17 protein-coding genes and 1 tRNA gene are annotated in these 16,508 nt (G+C 68.5%); 12 read left to right on the forward strand and 6 right to left on the reverse strand.

Translation table 11 applies throughout. The features are described 5' to 3' along the window. Position 1 precedes the first annotated feature (1 nt). Both QMK61_RS13285 and QMK61_RS13290 read right to left on the reverse strand, forming a co-directional pair. Complete coding sequence (locus tag QMK61_RS13285; RefSeq protein WP_302072702.1) at positions 2-904, reverse strand: glycosyltransferase family 2 protein; 903 nt, start codon at positions 902-904, stop codon at positions 2-4. Between the two features lie 94 nt (positions 905-998). Next, complete coding sequence (locus QMK61_RS13290; protein ID WP_302072703.1) at positions 999-1,901, reverse strand: hypothetical protein; 903 nt, start codon at positions 1,899-1,901, stop codon at positions 999-1,001. 163 nt (positions 1,902-2,064) lie between these two features. Here QMK61_RS13290 and QMK61_RS13295 point away from each other — a divergent pair, with 163 nt between their 5' ends. The 4 genes from QMK61_RS13295 to QMK61_RS13310 all read left to right on the forward strand — a co-directional run bounded on the left by QMK61_RS13295 (position 2,065) and on the right by QMK61_RS13310 (position 6,243). Next, complete coding sequence (locus QMK61_RS13295; protein WP_302072704.1) at positions 2,065-2,880, forward strand: glycosyltransferase family 2 protein; 816 nt, start codon at positions 2,065-2,067, stop codon at positions 2,878-2,880. A gap of 226 nt (positions 2,881-3,106) precedes the next feature. Continuing rightward, positions 3,107-4,144, forward strand: coding sequence for a CDP-glycerol glycerophosphotransferase family protein (locus QMK61_RS13300; RefSeq protein WP_302072705.1), 1,038 nt, complete (start codon positions 3,107-3,109; stop codon positions 4,142-4,144). A 66-nt stretch (positions 4,145-4,210) separates the two neighbouring features. Further along, positions 4,211-5,935, forward strand: coding sequence for a glycosyltransferase family 39 protein (locus tag QMK61_RS13305; protein WP_302072706.1), 1,725 nt, complete (start codon positions 4,211-4,213; stop codon positions 5,933-5,935). After that, positions 5,932-6,243: a tetratricopeptide repeat protein gene (locus QMK61_RS13310; RefSeq protein ID WP_302072707.1), complete on the forward strand. Its 312-nt coding sequence runs from the start codon at positions 5,932-5,934 to the stop codon at positions 6,241-6,243. Before QMK61_RS13305 ends, QMK61_RS13310 begins: the two co-directional genes overlap by 4 nt. Before the next feature lie 155 nt (positions 6,244-6,398). On the opposite strand, the gene QMK61_RS13315 is transcribed toward QMK61_RS13310, so the two are convergent. Next, a complete protein-coding gene (locus tag QMK61_RS13315; protein WP_302072708.1) occupies positions 6,399-7,289 on the reverse strand; it encodes a lipid A biosynthesis acyltransferase in 891 nt (296 codons plus the stop codon). 84 nt (positions 7,290-7,373) lie between these two features. Between QMK61_RS13315 and dtd the strand changes: the two genes are divergently transcribed. Together dtd and rpoD are read left to right on the forward strand one after the other, a co-directional pair. Further along, positions 7,374-7,814 carry a D-aminoacyl-tRNA deacylase gene (gene dtd / locus QMK61_RS13320; protein ID WP_302072709.1) on the forward strand — a complete coding sequence of 147 codons (441 nt, stop codon included), beginning with the start codon at positions 7,374-7,376 and terminating at the stop codon, positions 7,812-7,814. Positions 7,815-7,948: 134 nt separating this feature from the next. Further along, entirely contained in the window at positions 7,949-9,823 is a 1,875-nt protein-coding gene (rpoD, locus tag QMK61_RS13325; protein WP_302072710.1) for an RNA polymerase sigma factor RpoD, read from the forward strand. A 95-nt stretch (positions 9,824-9,918) separates the two neighbouring features. Here rpoD and QMK61_RS13330 read toward each other — a convergent pair whose 3' ends face one another. Then, positions 9,919-10,290: a nuclear transport factor 2 family protein gene (locus QMK61_RS13330; RefSeq protein WP_302072711.1), complete on the reverse strand. Its 372-nt coding sequence runs from the start codon at positions 10,288-10,290 to the stop codon at positions 9,919-9,921. A gap of 141 nt (positions 10,291-10,431) precedes the next feature. Here QMK61_RS13330 and QMK61_RS13335 point away from each other — a divergent pair. Beyond that, positions 10,432-10,507: transfer RNA gene (locus QMK61_RS13335), tRNA-Ile, on the forward strand. Between the two features lie 139 nt (positions 10,508-10,646). Here the strand turns inward: QMK61_RS13335 and QMK61_RS13340 are convergent. Beyond that, a complete protein-coding gene (locus QMK61_RS13340; RefSeq protein WP_302072712.1) occupies positions 10,647-11,477 on the reverse strand; it encodes a hypothetical protein in 831 nt (276 codons plus the stop codon). 24 nt (positions 11,478-11,501) lie between these two features. Further along, entirely contained in the window at positions 11,502-12,068 is a 567-nt protein-coding gene (locus QMK61_RS13345; protein WP_302072713.1) for an NUDIX domain-containing protein, read from the reverse strand. Positions 12,069-12,344: 276 nt separating this feature from the next. Here QMK61_RS13345 and QMK61_RS13350 point away from each other — a divergent pair, with 276 nt between their 5' ends. From QMK61_RS13350 to QMK61_RS13370, 5 genes are all read left to right on the forward strand, one after another. Continuing rightward, positions 12,345-12,791: a helix-turn-helix transcriptional regulator gene (locus tag QMK61_RS13350; RefSeq protein WP_302072714.1), complete on the forward strand. Its 447-nt coding sequence runs from the start codon at positions 12,345-12,347 to the stop codon at positions 12,789-12,791. A 198-nt stretch (positions 12,792-12,989) separates the two neighbouring features. Beyond that, positions 12,990-13,268, forward strand: coding sequence for a helix-turn-helix transcriptional regulator (locus tag QMK61_RS13355; RefSeq protein ID WP_302072715.1), 279 nt, complete (start codon positions 12,990-12,992; stop codon positions 13,266-13,268). A 161-nt stretch (positions 13,269-13,429) separates the two neighbouring features. Next, positions 13,430-14,458, forward strand: a complete 1,029-nt coding sequence (locus QMK61_RS13360) for a sugar ABC transporter substrate-binding protein (protein WP_302072716.1) — start codon at positions 13,430-13,432, stop codon at positions 14,456-14,458. A 66-nt stretch (positions 14,459-14,524) separates the two neighbouring features. Next, positions 14,525-15,685: an ABC transporter permease gene (locus QMK61_RS13365; RefSeq protein WP_302072717.1), complete on the forward strand. Its 1,161-nt coding sequence runs from the start codon at positions 14,525-14,527 to the stop codon at positions 15,683-15,685. A 10-nt stretch (positions 15,686-15,695) separates the two neighbouring features. Continuing rightward, positions 15,696-16,499: an ATP-binding cassette domain-containing protein gene (locus QMK61_RS13370; protein WP_302072718.1), complete on the forward strand. Its 804-nt coding sequence runs from the start codon at positions 15,696-15,698 to the stop codon at positions 16,497-16,499. Positions 16,500-16,508 lie beyond the last annotated feature (9 nt).

The following is a 16,508-nucleotide window of genomic DNA, read 5'->3' on the forward strand; positions in this document are numbered from 1 at the left end:
GTTACTCCGCCACGTTGGTCGAGCTTGTTTCACGCAAATCCACGAGGCCTCCGGCAAAATCGCCCAAGTGCGCATCCACCCCCTGCGGAGAGCGGACGCTGCATGTATCGCGGCTGGCATAGAGAAGCTTGTTATTCGAAAGCTCCGGATCGCTTGGATCCATCGTCGATACGCAGCGGTGTTCCAGGTGCAGCGCAAGCCCCGCGAACTTGATCTGGCAGCGCCGCAAGCCCGCGTTCTGTAGCCGGACATCCAGCTCCAGGTCTTCGCTGCCATAGCCGTGCATGCGTTCGTCGTAACCGTTGACCCGTAACAGGTCCTCGCGCCAGAAGCTGACATTGCAGCCCATGGGATGCCCGCTGGAGCGCGACTTGAGGCGCGCCAGCCACGGCAGCCGCAAGGTATGGTGCCGCCTGCCGTAGTGGTACGTGCTGCGATCCGCGTTGTCCCGGAAATAGGCATCGACGAACCACCCGAAGCAGGGCTTGCCCCCCGCCAGCAATCTGGCCGTTTCCGCCTCGGTAGTGCGTATGCGGGTACCTTGCAGGAACCTTCCTGGCCGGGCCAGACGCAGGTGGTCGGCCACAAAATGGCGATGCAACAGCATGTCGCCGTCTGTCTGGATGACATAGTCCGAGCGCATGGCTGCAATGCCGCGATTCAAGATACGCGCCTTGCGAAAGCCTTCATCCGGTTGCCAGACATGTCGTAGCGGAACGGGAAAACCCTTGGCGATCGTGCGCAGGAGGCTGGCCGTGTCCTCGCGGGAGCCGTCGTCCGCGACAATGACCTCGTCTGGCAACCGGCTTTGCCAAGCCACGCTCCGCAAAGCGAGCGCCAGCGCTTCTCTCCAGTTGTAGGTGGAGATCAGCATGGAAACCGTGGTTGAGGATGACTTGTGCATGCAACGCCGATTCTGCATTCGTGTGTCTGACGGAGACGTGGACCGGGGGGTTTTGCGCCATCGCTCCGTCAGGAATGATTCACACACGCTTATCTCAGGCCGGCATGGATGCCTCGAACAAATCCACCAGGACGCGGTGCCGGTCATATTGGTGAACGATCGGCGCCACCCTTCCATCGGTGTTGAGTAAATACCCCGTCTCCGACAATACGAATATTGCCGGATCAAGACAGCCAAGCGTCGCTATTCTTGATTTTAGCGGCTGACAAGGATGCGCATCGCCAAGTTCGCCACAATAAAAGAGCTTGTTGTGAAAAGCCTGATCGTAAATGCGCGTCTTCATGTGCCGGAAGGGCAACCTGAGAGCTTCCCGCAGGATCAGGTCGACGTACCGTCGCACCGCCTCGAAATCCCCTAATGTCACCCCGGAGCAGGACACCTGCTTGTGGCCGAGTTCTCTCAACATCGACTCTCCATAGGCGTCGAGCATCCAATCGCGGTCGAAAGGTTCCGTGGCAATCGTAAGATCTTCGCTCTCCATGCCCACATGCAGGCCCGGCTCCAGGTCACGGAAAGGATTGCTCTGAAAAACCACATCGCGGACGTCGCTTAGCAGAACGCGCACAAAGCCGGCATGCGCCGCCAAATAATCTGCATAGTAAAAATATCGAGTCACGTGCGGCTTGCCATGGAAGCGGAGCAGCGCCCGTTTCAGCACACTGATACGTTCCGCAGGCATTGCCGCAGCCAACCGTTTTAAGCAGGAGCGCACCAACTTGGGATGCTCATGAATGCTACGAATGCGTACCAGATCGACCTCGAGTGAGGGCGCATACGTGCGCAACATGTCCTTCATCGAACCAAGCTGGCTTCCATGGACAAAGAGTACCAATCGACCATTGAACCCGGTTTGGGCAAGGCTCTGCGCGAATAGCCTAACCTGGCCGGCGCAGTAACCTGCGGCGGCGCCCAGGATGAGATCGTTCCGGTTGTCCAATGGATCCCTCTGTACTGGCGCGGTTCGCATGGCGAGCGGACAACCCGTTCGTCTCTCAAGATCTCCCTCGAACCTTGGACATCTTAACGGATGCGCATTGAGTGATGACGGGTGACCCGTCACGCGCGGCGCGTATGAGCGCTTCGCCCGCTAGAATGCCGCCATGCCGACCCTGCCCCTCACCCTCGCCGTCATCGCGTACAACGAAGCCGACTGCATCGCGCGCTGCCTGGACAGCGTGCCGTTCGCGGCCGAGAAGCTGGTGGTCGATTCGGGCAGCGACGACGGCACCGTGGCGATCGCGCGGGCGCATGGCGCGCGCGTGGTGCACCAGGACTGGCTGGGCTTCGGCCCCCAGCGCAATTTCGCCAGCGAGCAATGCGCCCACAACTGGATTCTGGTGCTGGACGCTGACGAATGGCTGTCGCCGGAGCTGGCCGCCGAGCTGGAACGCCGGCTGCCCGCGCTGATGGCCGGCCCGGCGCCGGCGGCGTACCTGCGCCGGCGCACCATCTACATGGGCCGGCCGATGCGCTGGTACCGCCCCGCCGTGGGCGAGAAGCTGGCGCGCCTGTACCACCGCGGCCGCGCCCGCTGGACCGATGCGCGCGTGCACGAGTCGCTGCGCTTCGAGGGCGCCGCGCCCACCCTCGACGCGCCGTTCGACCACGCCAACAACCCCACCCTGCCGCACAAGCAGCTCAAGGTGCTGCGCTACGCCGAACTGAAGTGCCGCGACTGGCTGGACAAGGGCAAGCCCGTGCGCATGTGGCAGACCCCGTTCGTGTTCGCGCTGGCCTTCCTCAAGGACTACCTGTTCCGGCTGGCCTTCCTGGACGGCTGGCGCGGCTTCATGGTGGCGCATACCGCCGCCGCCTACGCGGCGTACAAGCGCATGCGCCACTACGAGATGGTCCACAACCCCGCGTCGGTCGCGGAAGCGGCCCGCGTCTTGAGCAAGCATCACATCGAACGTTGAGTCTCCCGCAACCCCAGTGCCCGGATGGCGAACCCGCTCGGCACGTTTGCCTCCTCTCCCCTCTCGGGGAGAGGATTGAGGTGAGGGGCCGGGCTTGCCGCGACATCCATCGAAGCACGCCCTGCCCTGATCCAGCGTCTCGGCGAGAGCCCCCTCACCCCAACCCTCTCCCCAAGGGGGAGAGGGAGAAAAGTAAGCTAGTCCCTCCCTCCAACAACCGACCGCCATGCCCAAGCACTACCTCCTGTACGGCTCCGAACGCTATGCGCTGGCCATCCTGCGGCCGATCCAGGCGGCGATCCGCGCGCGCGGCGACGAGGCGGCGTGGTTCTTCGACGGCCCCGGCGCCGAGGACCTGCACGCCGACGAGCGCCTGCTGACGGTCGAGGAGGTGCGCGCGTGGAAGCCGCTGGCGGTGATCACCTCGTCCAACGCGGTGCCGCACTTCTTCCCCGGCGTGAAGGTGGAGACCTTCCACGGCTTCGACGCCGGCAAGCCGCGGCACATCTACATCCGCGGCTTCTTCGACCTGTACTGCACCACCGGCCCGCGCGACACCGCGCAGTTCCAGGCGCTGGCCGACCAGCTCGGCCACTTCAGCGTGGTCGAGACCGGCTTTCCGAAGATCGACCCGTTCATGCGCGAGCTGGGCGGCGCGGTTCCGCCCGTGCGCACCCCGCCGGTGATCCTCTACCACTCCACCTTCTCGCCCTCGTGGAGCGCGGCCGAGACGCTGTACGAGGAGGTGAAGCGCCTCTCGCGCGACGGCCGCTGGCGCTGGATCGTCACCTTCCACCCGAAGATGAACCCGGAGACGGTGACGAAGTACAAGGCGCTGCAGAACGACCACCTCGTGTTCGCGGAGAACGACAACATCCTGGGGCTGTTCAGCCAGGTGGACATGATGTGCTCGGACACCAGCTCCGCGCTCAACGAGTTCCTGCTCACCGGCAAGCCGGTGGTGACCTTCGACAACCGCCGCCCCGGCCCGCAGCTGATCGACATCCACGACGCGAAGGACTTCGAGCCGGCGATCGAGCGCGCGCTGAGCCGCCCGCCCGAGCTGATGCAGGCGATCCGCGAGTACGCCGACGCGATCCACCCCTACCGCGACGGCCGCTCCAGCGAACGCGTGCTGGACGCCATCGACGCCTTCGTCGCCGGGGGCGGCCGCAACCGCCGCGCCAAGCCGTGGAACCTGTGGCGCAAGCTGAAGATCCGCCGCCGCATCGGCTACTGGGGCCCGGCGCGCCTGCCGCGCTGAGCGCGCGGGCTCACGCTGTTCAGGGTGTCCCGCTAGAATCCGGACCGACTCCGCCGAGGTTGCCCCGTGTCGAACGCCTACCGCCGCTCCGAACACCTGCGCGCCCTGTGGCCCTGGCTGCCGTTGTGGCTGCTGGTGGCGCTGCTGGCGATCTTCTCGCACGGGCCGATGCCGCTGTACTCCACGCGCACGCTGGCAGTGGCGTGGGAAATGTGGAGCGAGCACCACTGGCTGGTGCCGCACCTCAACGGCCAGCCGTACAGCGAGAAGGCGCCGCTGCTGTTCTGGCTGATCCACGCCGGCTGGTTCGCGTTCGGCGTCAGCGACGTGTGGCCGCGCGTGCTGGAGGTGGCCTTCGGCGGCATCGAGCTGGTGCTGCTGTCGGCGCTGGCGCGGCGGATGTTCCCGCAGCAGGCCTGGGTGGCGAAGGCGGCGCCGTGGATGCTGCTGGCGCTGTCCTACGCCTTCCTGTTCGGCCTGCAGATCATGTACGACGCGCTGCTGGCGATGTGGGTGCTGGCGGCGCTGCTGTGCCTGGCGCCGAAGGCGCGGCGCGAGGAGCCGCGCTGGCTGCTGTTCGGCGCGTGCGTCGGCCTGGGCCTGCTGACCAAGGGACCGGTGATGCTGCTGCACGTGGCGTTCCCCTGGCTGCTGGGACCGCTGTGGAGCGACTGGGCGCGCCACCATCGCGCGCGCTGGTACGGCCGCGGCGTGCTGGCGTTGCTGCTCGGCCTGGCGCTGCTGCTGGCCTGGGCGCTGCCGGCCGGCTTCGCCGGCGGCGAGGCGTACCGGCACCGGCTGTTCTTCGCGCAGACCGCGGCGCGGGTGATCCACGGCGTGCAGACGGCGGAGCCGCTGCAGAGCCACGCGCACCCGGTGCCCTGGTACCTGCTGATGCTGCCGGTGCTGCTGTTCCCGTTCATCGGCTGGCCGCGCGCCTGGGTGGCGCTGGGCATGCTGCGCCGGCCGCTGGCGCCGGGCCTGCGCTTCGCGCTGTGCTGGGTGCTGCCGACCTTCGTGGCCTTCTCGCTGGTGCGCGGCAAGCAGCTCTACTACCTGCTGCCGGAACTGGCCGGCGCCATGCTGCTGCTGGCCGGCGCGGTGGCGCTGCTGCGCGAGCGCCATGCGGCGCTGGCCAACAACGCCTGGCTGGGCACCTGGCCGCTGGGCGCCGGCGGCATCGCGCTCGGGCTGTTCCTGTTCGCGTTGCCGGCGCTGGCCGCCGGCCACCACGTGCACGGCCAGTGGCTGGTGGGCGCGGCGCCGTACAGCCGCTTCTTCGGCGCGCTGTTCGTGCTGCTGGGCCTGCTGCTGCTGCTGCGCGGGCGCGGCGAGATGCGCCGGCTGGCGTTCGCCGGGCTGATCGGCACGCTGGCGCTGAACACGCTGTTCACGCTGACCCTGTGGCACCGCTACGACCTGCGCCCCACCGCGCAACTGCTCGGCGCCGCCGCCGCGGAACACCGCGCGCTGGGCATGGTGGGCGGCTACGACGGCGAGTTCGACTTCGCCGGCCGGTTGCTGGACCCGGTGACCGAGCTGCACGGCGACGACGCGGTGAGGGCTTTCGCGCAGGCGCACCCGGACGGCCTCGTCGTGACCCATCCGGAGCGGCTCGATGCCGCCGCCCTGCGCTACGCCCTGCTGGCGCAGCCGTTCCGCTCGTCGTGGCTGGTGGTGTGGCCGGCGCCCACCCTGGCCGACCTGCGCAGCGGCATCGCCCCGCCGGAGCCGCGACAGCCGCCGCGCATCTATTCCGCCGACGACTGGCGCTACCGCACCCTGCCATGAACATCGACGGCCTGCGCGCGCAATGCGGCGGCCCGCGCGACGGCGCGCTGCTGCGCTTCGCGCTGGGCGGCGCGCTGCTGGACGCGGGCGACGCCGCGGCGGCGGTGGCCGAACTGCGCCAGGCGCTGGCCTTCGACCCGGCCTACTCCGCCGCCTGGAAGCTGCTGGGCAAGGCCTGCCTCGCGGCCGGCGACACGGCCGGCGCCGCCGACGCCTGGCGCCGCGGCATCGAGGCGGCGCGGCAGCGCGGCGACAAGCAGGCGGAGAAGGAGATGACGGTCTTCCTGCGGCGGGTCACGACGGGTTGAAGCCGGCTGTCGCGGCGCGATGCATCGCCCCTTGTGATCTGTCTGCCTTGCGCACGCTGCAACACTGCGCTCCGGGCGGCCCGCTCCCGGCTGCCGAACCCTCTCCCTGACAGGGCGAGGGATTCCGCCCCCGACCTCGAGGGCATTCACGCGACTCAGCCGGATTTGGCGTAGGGATTGGGCAGGTTGTGCGCCGACCAGCGCCGGTACTGCCACTGGTACTGCGCGAAGGCGCGCCCGATGCAGGCCTCCACGCCGCGGTTGAGCGCGGCGCAGGCCACCGCCAGGTCCGGGTCGTCCAGCCCGTCCGGCGCGGGCAGGAAGTGGATGCGGTAGCCCGCGCCCTTCGGCAACCGCTCGGCGAAGGCGAACAGCACGGTGGCGCCGGTGCGCGCCGCCAGCCGCGGCAGCAGCACCATGGTCAGCGCATCGCGGCCGAAGAACGGCGCCAGCTGGCCCTCGCCTTCGCGCGGCTTCTGGTCCGGCAGGATGCCCACCGTGCCGCCGGCGGCGAGGCGCTTGTACAGCGTGCGCACCCCGGCGCCCTCGGCGCGCACCTGCTCCGGCGCCAGCGCGCCGCGCACCTTGCGCAGCAGCGGCTCCAGCGCGGCGACGTGGGGCGGGCGATAGAGGATCGCCATCGGCGTGCGGCTGCACAGCCAGTAGTTCAGCAGCTCCCAGCAGCCCAGGTGCGGCGCGGCCACGATCACGCCCTTGCCGGCGGCCAGCGCGGCGTCGAACAGCTCGCCCCCGCGCACCTCGCGCACCAGGGCCAGCGCCTGTTCGGCGCCGCTGCCCCAGATCTTCACGATCTCGGCGCCGGACTTGCCCGCTTCCGCCAGCGCCGCCTGGCGCAGCCCGACACGCGCGGCCTCGTCCAGGCCGGGCCGCGCGATCGCCAGGTTCACCGCCACGGTGTGCGCCATGCGGCCGCGCCGCCACGCGGCCAGCCGGCCGGACAGCGCGCCCAGGCCGTGCAGCGCGCGCAGGGGCAGCCGCCCGGCGAGGCGCAGCAGCAGGTACAGCAGGTAGATGTCGAAGCGCATGCGCCGCGCAGTGTAGCGACTCGCGGCAGGCTTGCCTCGACGGCACCAGTCGCTATGCTGGGCCGTCCCTGCCCGCGGCCCTCCATGATCGCCCTGATCCAGCGCGTCAGCACCGCCCATGTCGACGTCGACGGCGAGACCGTCGGCGCGATCGGCCCCGGCCTGCTGGCCCTGGTGGGCGTGCAGCCCGGCGACGGCGAGGCGCAGGCGCAACGCCTGCTGGAACGCGTGCTGGGCTATCGCGTGTTCGCCGACGGGGCCGGCAAGATGAACCGCTCGCTGGCCGACACCGGCGGCGGCCTGCTGCTGGTGAGCCAGTTCACCCTGGCGGCCGACACCCGTTCCGGCCGCCGTCCCAGCTTCACCACCGCCGCGCCGCCGGAACAGGGCCGGCGCTGGTTCGACCGGCTGGTGGCGCTGGCCCGCGCCGCGCACCCCGGGGTGGAAACCGGCCGCTTCGGCGCCCATATGCAGGTGCACCTGGTCAACGACGGCCCGGTCACCTTCTGGCTGGAGGCCCCCTGAACGCCTCATTCGCCCGCAGACCCCGGTCTGGCGCGATTCTTGCGTGTCCGGCCGCGTCGTTTCCCACCTTGAAAACTGGTCAAAAAAGCATCACATCGCTATACTGATCGGTTCCTGCATCCGCGGCGGTAGGTATGAACAGCAAAGCTCCCGAACAACAGTCCGAAATCAAGGCGCTCATTTCCAAGGGCCTGGAACAGGGCTACCTGACCTACGCCGAGATCAACGACCACCTGCCCGACGACATCGTCGACCCGGAGCAGATCGAAGACATCATGGCGGTGCTGAAGGGCGTCGGCATCGAGGTCCATGACGCCGCGCCCGACAACGACACCATCGCCGACGGCGCCGCGCCCGGCGGCGGCGGCGACGACGAGGCCGCCGAGGAAGCGGTGGCCCTGCTCTCCGCCGTGGACGCCGAGGTGGGCCGCACCACCGACCCGGTGCGCATGTACATGCGCGAGATGGGCACGGTCGAGCTGCTCACCCGCGAGGGCGAGATCGCCATCGCCAAGCGCATCGAGGAAGGCCTGGCCCAGGTGCAGACCGCGCTGGCCAGCTTCCCGCTGACCATCGAACTGCTGCTGGAGGAATACGACCAGCACCTGGACGGCAAGCGCCGCCTCAGCGAGATCCTCGCCGGCTTCCTCGACCTGGAGGCCGCCGCCGACGCCGCCCGCCTGGAAGCCGAGGAAGCCGCCGCCAACGCCACCTCCGACGACAGCGACAGCGACGCCGACGAGGACGACGACGCCGACGACAGCTCGGACGACGAGGAAGCCGGCTCCAGCGGCCCCGACCCGGAAGAGGTCAAGCGCCGCATGGAGCTGCTGCGCGACTACCACGGCAAGTTCCAGAAGGCCGCGGTGAAGGCCGCCGGCATCACCGACAAAAAGATCGTCAAGCTGCGCGAGCAGATGGCCGAGGAATTCCTCAAGCTCAAGCTGCCCAGCGCGCTGATCGACAGCTTCGTGCGCAAGCTGCGCGAGGTGGTGGGCGACATCCGCCACCACGAGCGCGTGCTGATGGACATCTTCGTCAAGCAGGTGAAGATGCCCAAGGCCGAGTTCCTGAAGACCTTCCCCAGCAACGAAGGCAACCCCGAGTGGGCGGCTGAGCTGAGCCGCAAGCGCCAGAAGTGGACGCCGAACATCAAGGCCCACCGCGAGGCGATCGACGCCGAGCAGGAGAAGCTGGCCGCGATCGAGCAGAAGCTGTTCCTGCCGCTGACCGACATCAAGGACATCAACCGCTCCATGAGCGTGGGCGAGGCCAAGGCCCGCCGTGCCAAGAAGGAGATGGTCGAGGCCAACCTGCGCCTGGTGATCTCGATCGCCAAGAAGTACACCAACCGCGGCCTGCAGTTCCTCGACCTGATCCAGGAAGGCAACATCGGCCTGATGAAGGCGGTGGACAAGTTCGAATACCGCCGCGGCTACAAGTTCTCGACCTACGCCACCTGGTGGATCCGCCAGGCGATCACCCGCTCGATCGCCGACCAGGCGCGCACCATCCGCATCCCGGTGCACATGATCGAGACGATCAACAAGCTCAACCGCATCTCCCGCCAGATGCTCCAGCAGTTCGGCCGCGAGCCGACGCCGGAGGAGCTGGCCAAGGAGATGGACATGCCCGAGGACAAGATCCGCAAGGTGCTGAAGATCGCCAAGGAACCGATCTCGATGGAAACCCCGATCGGCGACGACGAGGATTCCCACCTGGGCGACTTCATCGAGGACAGCAACGCGTCCTCGCCGATCGAGTCGGCCACCGAGACCGGCCTGATGGAGACCGTGCGCGACGTGCTGGCCGGCCTCACCCCGCGGGAAGCGAAGGTGCTGCGCATGCGCTTCGGCATCGACATGAACACCGACCACACCCTGGAAGAGGTCGGCAAGCAGTTCGACGTCACCCGCGAGCGCATCCGCCAGATCGAGGCCAAGGCGCTGCGCAAGCTGCGCCACCCCAGCCGTTCGGAACAGCTGCGCTCGTTCCTCGACGTGGATTGACGATCGACATTCCCCCTCTCCCGCTTGCGGGAGAGGGCCGGGGAGAGGGCGACGGCCGCGCAAGCGGCCGTCATCGTTTCCGGCCCCCGCTCAACTCAACCCATGTCGTAGAAGAACTGCTCGCTCGCCACCTTGCCGTCGCGCACGTGGTACACGCACAGCTCCGACATCTGCACCCGGCCGCGACCCTTGAACGTCACATCCATCGTCATCGTGACGCCGAACCACGAACCGGCCACCAGCGGATCGCTCACCTCGCTGGCGTGCACCGCCTCGACCATCGCGGCGAACTGGCGGCCCTTCTCGTAGATCGCCTCCAGCCCCTTCGCATCACCCAGCGCACCCGCCGGCGCGCCCGGCATCTCGATGCTCACCGCATCGGGCGCGAACAGCTCCCGCTGCGCCTGCTCGTATTCGCCCTTGCGGCACAGCTCGACCAGTCGCTTCGCCACGGCCTCGGTATTCATGGACAGTCTCCGCGTTGATGGAGCGGCCATGCTACGCCCGGCTGTTGCCAGCGTGCTGTCAGCAGCTCCTGCGGCGCTCGACGCCCGCGCCCCCCGCCGCTACCATGCCGCCTGCCGCGCCTCCGCCGCGCGCGCCATCACGGGCCTATAGCTCAACGGTTAGAGCAGGGGACTCATAATCCCTTGGTTCCAGGTTCGAGTCCTGGTGGGCCCACCACATGCCGCACCAGCGCGGCTCCTGCGAAACGACAAGCCCAACTGGCGCGAAGCCCCGCCTTTCCACGCCGGCCGGCGGCCGGACCCGCGCCGTTGCCCGGCGCGGGTCCGCTGGACCGGGGACCCCGTGCGTGCGTGCGCTACGCCCGGCGCGAGGCGAACACCCCTTCGAAGTAGTTCTTGGATTTCTCGATCTTGGCCCGCTGAAGGTCGTCGATGAACTTGTCGAGCTCGTCGCGGTAGTCCTTCGAGTCCTTCCACTGCTGGTAGTTGAACACGCCGACCAGCGATTTCGCGGCGAAGTTGAAGCGGTAGCGGTCCACCGAAACGCAGCCGGCGGTGATCTCGAACGTCTCCTTGGTGAACTCCGTCCAGAAGCAGCGGAGCTTGGGAACGTATATCCAGGCGCCGTCCGGGAGCTGGAACACCTCGTGGGCGATGCCGAGCGAGGCGTACTTGTAGCCCTGGCCGTCGTCCTCCACTTCCAGCCGCATCGCCTCGCCCTGGCTGCGCAGGAACTTCTGGAAGTCGGCCATGGCCGCTCCCTCGTTCACCGCCGCGTCGAGAAGGATCTCGAGGAAGGCGGTCGACACTTCCACGCCCTCGATCGTCCGGTCTTCCGTCCGGTCGACGCTCTTGAACTGCGCGAACCACGCCTCGCCGATGTAGGAGAAGGGCTCGAACCAGGTGTCGAACTCGTGCAGCTTGGCGGTGTCTTCGCCGCTCGTGGCCAGAACCGCGGCCGTCACGATGCCGATGAGTGACTGGAGCTTGCCGCCCAGCACCAGGATGTCGTTCATGAGGTCGGGCGGCGCCTGGTTCGCGATCGGCAGGATGTAGGACACGAAGCCGTCGCTGTCCTCGATGTTGGGGTTGTATTCCTCGTCCGTCGCCGCCGCGGGGCGGATGCCCTGGAAATAGCTTTTGGCCTTGGCGATCGCGGCGAGCTGCTTCTGGTCGACAGTGGTCATTGTTCGGTTCTCCTTGGCGGTATGTCAGATTCCCAGGATGTCTTCCCTGAGATATTTCAGGATGTTGTAGTACCAGCCGATCGTGGGATCGCCGTCCCATTGCTGGATGCGCGCCCAGTCGGTGACGACGTTCCAGAGGGTCATGGCCGCAAGTTCGTTGTCGGCCGGGGCGTCGGGGAAAAGGGCGAAGATCTGGGGATAGGCGGTGATGGTCCCGTTGGTGATGTCCCGCACGGCAAGGGCCGCCGCCGGCAGCACGTCGTTCGTGATCAGGTCCAGCATTCCCTGCAGGTCGCCGTCGGGCTGCCGGAAGTAGCCGGCGCCATAGGCGGTGCCCCACTCGTGGGAAGACGCCTGGTTGATGGACATCGGGCAGGCGGTCTCCTCCTGCCACTCCCTGGCCGCGCCGTCGCGGGTCGATTCGCCGCGCTCCCGGCGGCCGCCCGGCAGCGCATAGCGGCCACCGCCATTGAGCGGTTGCCCGTTCGGATGGAGGCTGCCGCCCCCGCTGCTGAAGTAGTACCCCAGCGCCGGCTTGGTGCCCAAGAGGAAGTCGCCGTTGGCGGTATATACGCACGCGTACACCTGCATGTCCCTGGCCTCCTTCGTGTGTTGAGGATCGACGGTCCGCTGGAATCCCCTCGCCGGCCGGCCCGGCCCCGTCGTGGTGGCACGGGCCGGCCCGGGAGTGCTCCACGAGGCTGCGCCCGCCGCCCCTGCCGCTCAAGGCAATCCGGTCAAGCCGCGCGCAAGGGCCGTTGCGCGGGACTTGAGCGCGGCGCGGAAGCGGGCGCGGCCGGTCTCCGCGACGCGGGGACATCGGACAATTGCGGCAGTGGCCGTATCGCGCCGGGATGGGAGCGGCAAATGGACAGGGACGACCCCGCGGGACGATCGCGGCTCCGCCTGACGGCGCGGGAGCGCGAGGTGCTCGCGCTGGTCGCGGCCGGGCACGGCTGCCGGGCGATCGCCCGGTCGTTCGGCCTGTCGGTCGGGACCGTCAAGAAGCACCGGTCGAGCATCCTGCGGAAGTTCGGGCTGCACTCGTACGCGGGCCTCGTCGCGCTGGCCCTGTCCGCGTTTCCGCCGACCTTCGCGGTGGATCCGGAACGCCCGCTAACGGCCTGCGAACGGCAGGTCGTCGGGCGTGTCGCGCTGGGGCTGACCACCAAGCAGATCGCCGTGGAACTCGGCATCAGCCCGCACACGGTCGGCACGCACCGGAACAACGCCATGCGCCGCTGCGGAGCCCACAAGATGGCCGAACTGCTGGCCATCGCCCGCCGGTGGCCTAGCGTTTCGGACCAATGGTGACGGCGGGAGCCGGCGGCTAGGCTTGACCGCCGGATCCGGCCCACGGTTGCCGGCATACGGCCACGATGGAGTGTCGTGGCCCCAAGGGGGAAGGCGATGGTCCGACGTGCGGCGACCGGCGAGAGGCCGGCGGTCCCTGATTCATACGGCAACGGCGCGCACGGCGAGCGCCTGCGCATTGCGATACAGCAACGCGGGATGCGCAAGCTCAGCGTGGTCGCGTGTTCGGTCGGCGTCACCGAAAGCGCGGTGTCGCGGTGGCGCAGCGGCGGCGCCATGACGCTCGGCAACGTCGCCAACGTCTGCCTGGCGCTGGACATTTCCGCGGACTGGCTCGTTCTCGGCCGCGGCCACATGGACATGCACCTGGCCGGCGCGGCGCGCGGGTTCCCCCACATCGCCCGCAGCGTCGCCAAGCTGTCGCCGCACGCGCGGCGGCAGCTCCACCACTTCCTGGCCGCACTCGTGGACCCCTGACCGCGCCAGCGATGGAAGTTTGTTTCTAAAAATTGAATTTGTGCAATGCAAATTGCAATTTGCACGAACGTTCCTATCCTCGTCCAGTCCGCGTAACGTTCCGGCGGCACGCTTTCGTTCCTGAACTGCCGGCCCGCCGGCGTCGACGCTCTGGAGGTGGCATGCGGACTCGATGGTTACCGGCGCTGGTCCTGGCGCTTGCCGCCACGGCGGCGGTGGCGGCCGACGGTCCGCCCGCCGGCGGTCATTACGTGCTGGTCAGCCACGCCGCCGACTCGGACGTGTGGTGGAACACCGTCAGGAACGCGATCCAGCAGGCCGGCGAGGACTACGGCGTGCAGGTGGACTACCGCAACCCGCCCGACGGCGACCTGGCCGACATGGCGCGGCTGCTCGAGGTGGCGGCCGCGCGCAACTACGACGGCGTGGCCTTCGACATCGCCGACGTCGACGTGCTGTCCAGACCGGCCGCGCGGATCGCCGCCAAGGGCATCCCCATCGTCACGATCAACTCCGGCACGCCGCAGGAGAGCGCCAGGCTGGGCGCGATCATGCACATCGGCCAGCCGGAGTACGCGGCGGGCAAGGCCGCCGGCGAGCGCGCCAGGGCCGCCGGTGTCCGGTCGTTCGTCTGCGTCAACCACTACGCCACCAACGCCGCCTCGTTCCAGCGCTGCCGGGGCTTCGCCGATGCGCTCGGGGTGGACGCGCGCAGTTCGATGATCGATTCCGGCGTGGACCCGGTGGTGGTGCGCAGCAAGACCAGCGCCTACCTGCGCAAGCACCCCGGCACCCAGGCCGTGCTGGCGCTCGGCCCGACCTCGGCCGAGCCCGCGCTGCAGGCGCTGCGGCGGATGAACCTGGCGGGCAAGGTCTACTTCTGCACCTTCGACCTGTCGCCCGCGATCATCGCCGGCATCAGGAGCGGCGAGGTCGCCTTCGCGATCGACCAGCAGCCCTACCTGCAGGGCTACATGGCGATCGCCGCGCTGGCCATCGCACACGAGCGGCACACGCACGACCCGGCCGCGATCGTGGCCGCGCTGAAGGCCAACCCGAAATTCCAGGCGCGCCTGAAGGCCTATGGATTGAACCCCATCTACGACAGCCACGGCGTCAGCACCGGCCCGTCCTTCGTCACCCGGGACAACGTGGACGTGGTCGCCCGCTACGCCGGGCAATTCCGTTGAGGCATCCCATGTCGCCCACCGCCCATGCCCCGAAAACCGCCCCGGCACGATGACCCCGGAGACTCGATGAACGTGACGACTTCGCAAGCCGCCCTTTCGAGCAAGCCGGACGCGCACGGCGCCGCAGTGGACGAACGCGTCCGCCGCATCCCGCGCTGGCGCGGACTGTTCAACCGCCCCGAGTTCGGCGCCATCGCCGGCACCGTGCTGGTGTTCGTGCTGTTCGGCGTGTTCGCCGGCGACTCGGGCATGTTCAACCTCGACGGGGTGATGAGCTGGACCCAGGTCGCCGCCTACCTCGGCATCCTCGCCGTGGGCGCGTGCGTGCTGATGATCGCCGGCGAGTTCGACCTCTCGATCGGCTCGATGGTCGGCTTCGCCGGCATGATGATGGCGGTGCCGGCGTCCTTCCTCGGCTGGCCGGTGTGGGCGTCGGCGCTGTTCGCGTTCGCCGGCTGCATGGCGCTGGGATGGCTGAACGGCTACCTGGTGGTGCGCACGAAGCTTCCCAGCTTCATCGTGACGCTGGCCTTCATGTTCATCCTGCGCGGCGGCACCCTGGTGCTGTCCACGCACTTCGCCAACAGCACCATCGTCGGCGGCATGGGCGATCGGCTGGCCGCCGACCCGGTGGTCGGCACGCTGTTCCAGGGCACCACCTTCCACGCCCTGTTCGCATGGCTCGCCCGTGCCGGCCTGGTCGACACGCTGCCGGACGGCGCGCCGGTGGTGGACGGCCTGCCCAAGGTGCTGCTGTGGTGGCTGGCGGTGGCGGTGGGCGCGGGCTTCATGCTGTCGCGCACGCGCTTCGGCAACTGGGTGTTCATCGTCGGCGGCGACAACGGCGCGGCGAAGAACGCGGGCATCCCGGTGCACCGGGTGAAGATCAGCCTGTTCGTGTTCACCGCGTTCTGCGCCTGCCTGTTCGGCGTGCTGCAGGTGGCCGACGTTGGCTCCGCGGCGGCCGACCGCGGCCTGCAGAAGGAGTTCGAGGCGATCATCGCGGCGGTGATCGGCGGCGCCCTGCTCACCGGCGGCTACGGCTCGGTGCTGGGTGCCTGCTTCGGCGCGCTGATCTTCGGCGTGGTGCAGGTCGGCATCTCCTTCACCAGCATCGACTCGGACTGGTACCGGGTATTCCTCGGCGCGATGCTGCTGCTGGCGGTGCTGTTCAACCACTACATACGCTCGCAGGCCGGCCGCTCGCGCGCCGGTGCGGGCCAGTGAGGATGCCGCCATGACGACCGCCGACCAGCACGACTACATCCTCCAGCTCGAAGGCGTCAGCAAGTTCTTCGGCACGGTAATCTCGCTGCAGGACGTCACCCTGCGCCTGCGCCGCGGCGAGGTGCATTGCCTGCTCGGCGACAACGGCGCCGGCAAGTCCACCCTGATCAAGACGCTCGCCGGCGTACACCGCCCCGACCGCGGCCGCTACCTGGTCGATGGCGAAGAAGTGGACTTCAAGTCGCCACGCGAGGCGCTGGACCGCGGCATCGCCACCGTCTACCAGGACCTGGCGCTGGTGCCGCTGATGGGCGTGGCGCGCAACTTCTTCGCCGGGCGCGAGCCGGTGCGGAAGCTGTTCGGCGTGATCCCGGTGATGGACATGAAGCACGCGGCCGAGGTCTCGGTCGCGAAGCTCGCCGAGATGGGCATCCACGTGCGCTCGCCGCAGCAGCCGGTCGGCACCCTGTCCGGCGGCGAACGGCAGTGCCTGGCGATCGCGCGCGCGATCCACTTCGGCGCCCGCGTGCTGATCCTGGACGAGCCCACCGCGGCGCTCGGGGTCAAGCAGAGCTGCAACGTGCTCAAGTTGATCCACGCGGCGCGCGAACGCGGCATCTCGGTGGTCTTCATCACCCACAACGTGCACCACGCCTACCCGGTCGGCGACAGCTTCACCGTGCTCAACCGCGGCCGCTCGCTGGGCAGCTTCGCCAAGGGCGACATCGGCGAGGCGGAAGTGCTCGAGATGATGTCCGGCAACGCCGAGATCCGCGGCCTGCTCGACGAACTGGAAGGCCGCGCCACCGCCTGAGTCCCCTTC

Source organism: Fulvimonas sp. R45 (assembly GCF_030504985.1).
GTDB lineage: Bacteria > Pseudomonadota > Gammaproteobacteria > Xanthomonadales > Rhodanobacteraceae > Rhodanobacter_A.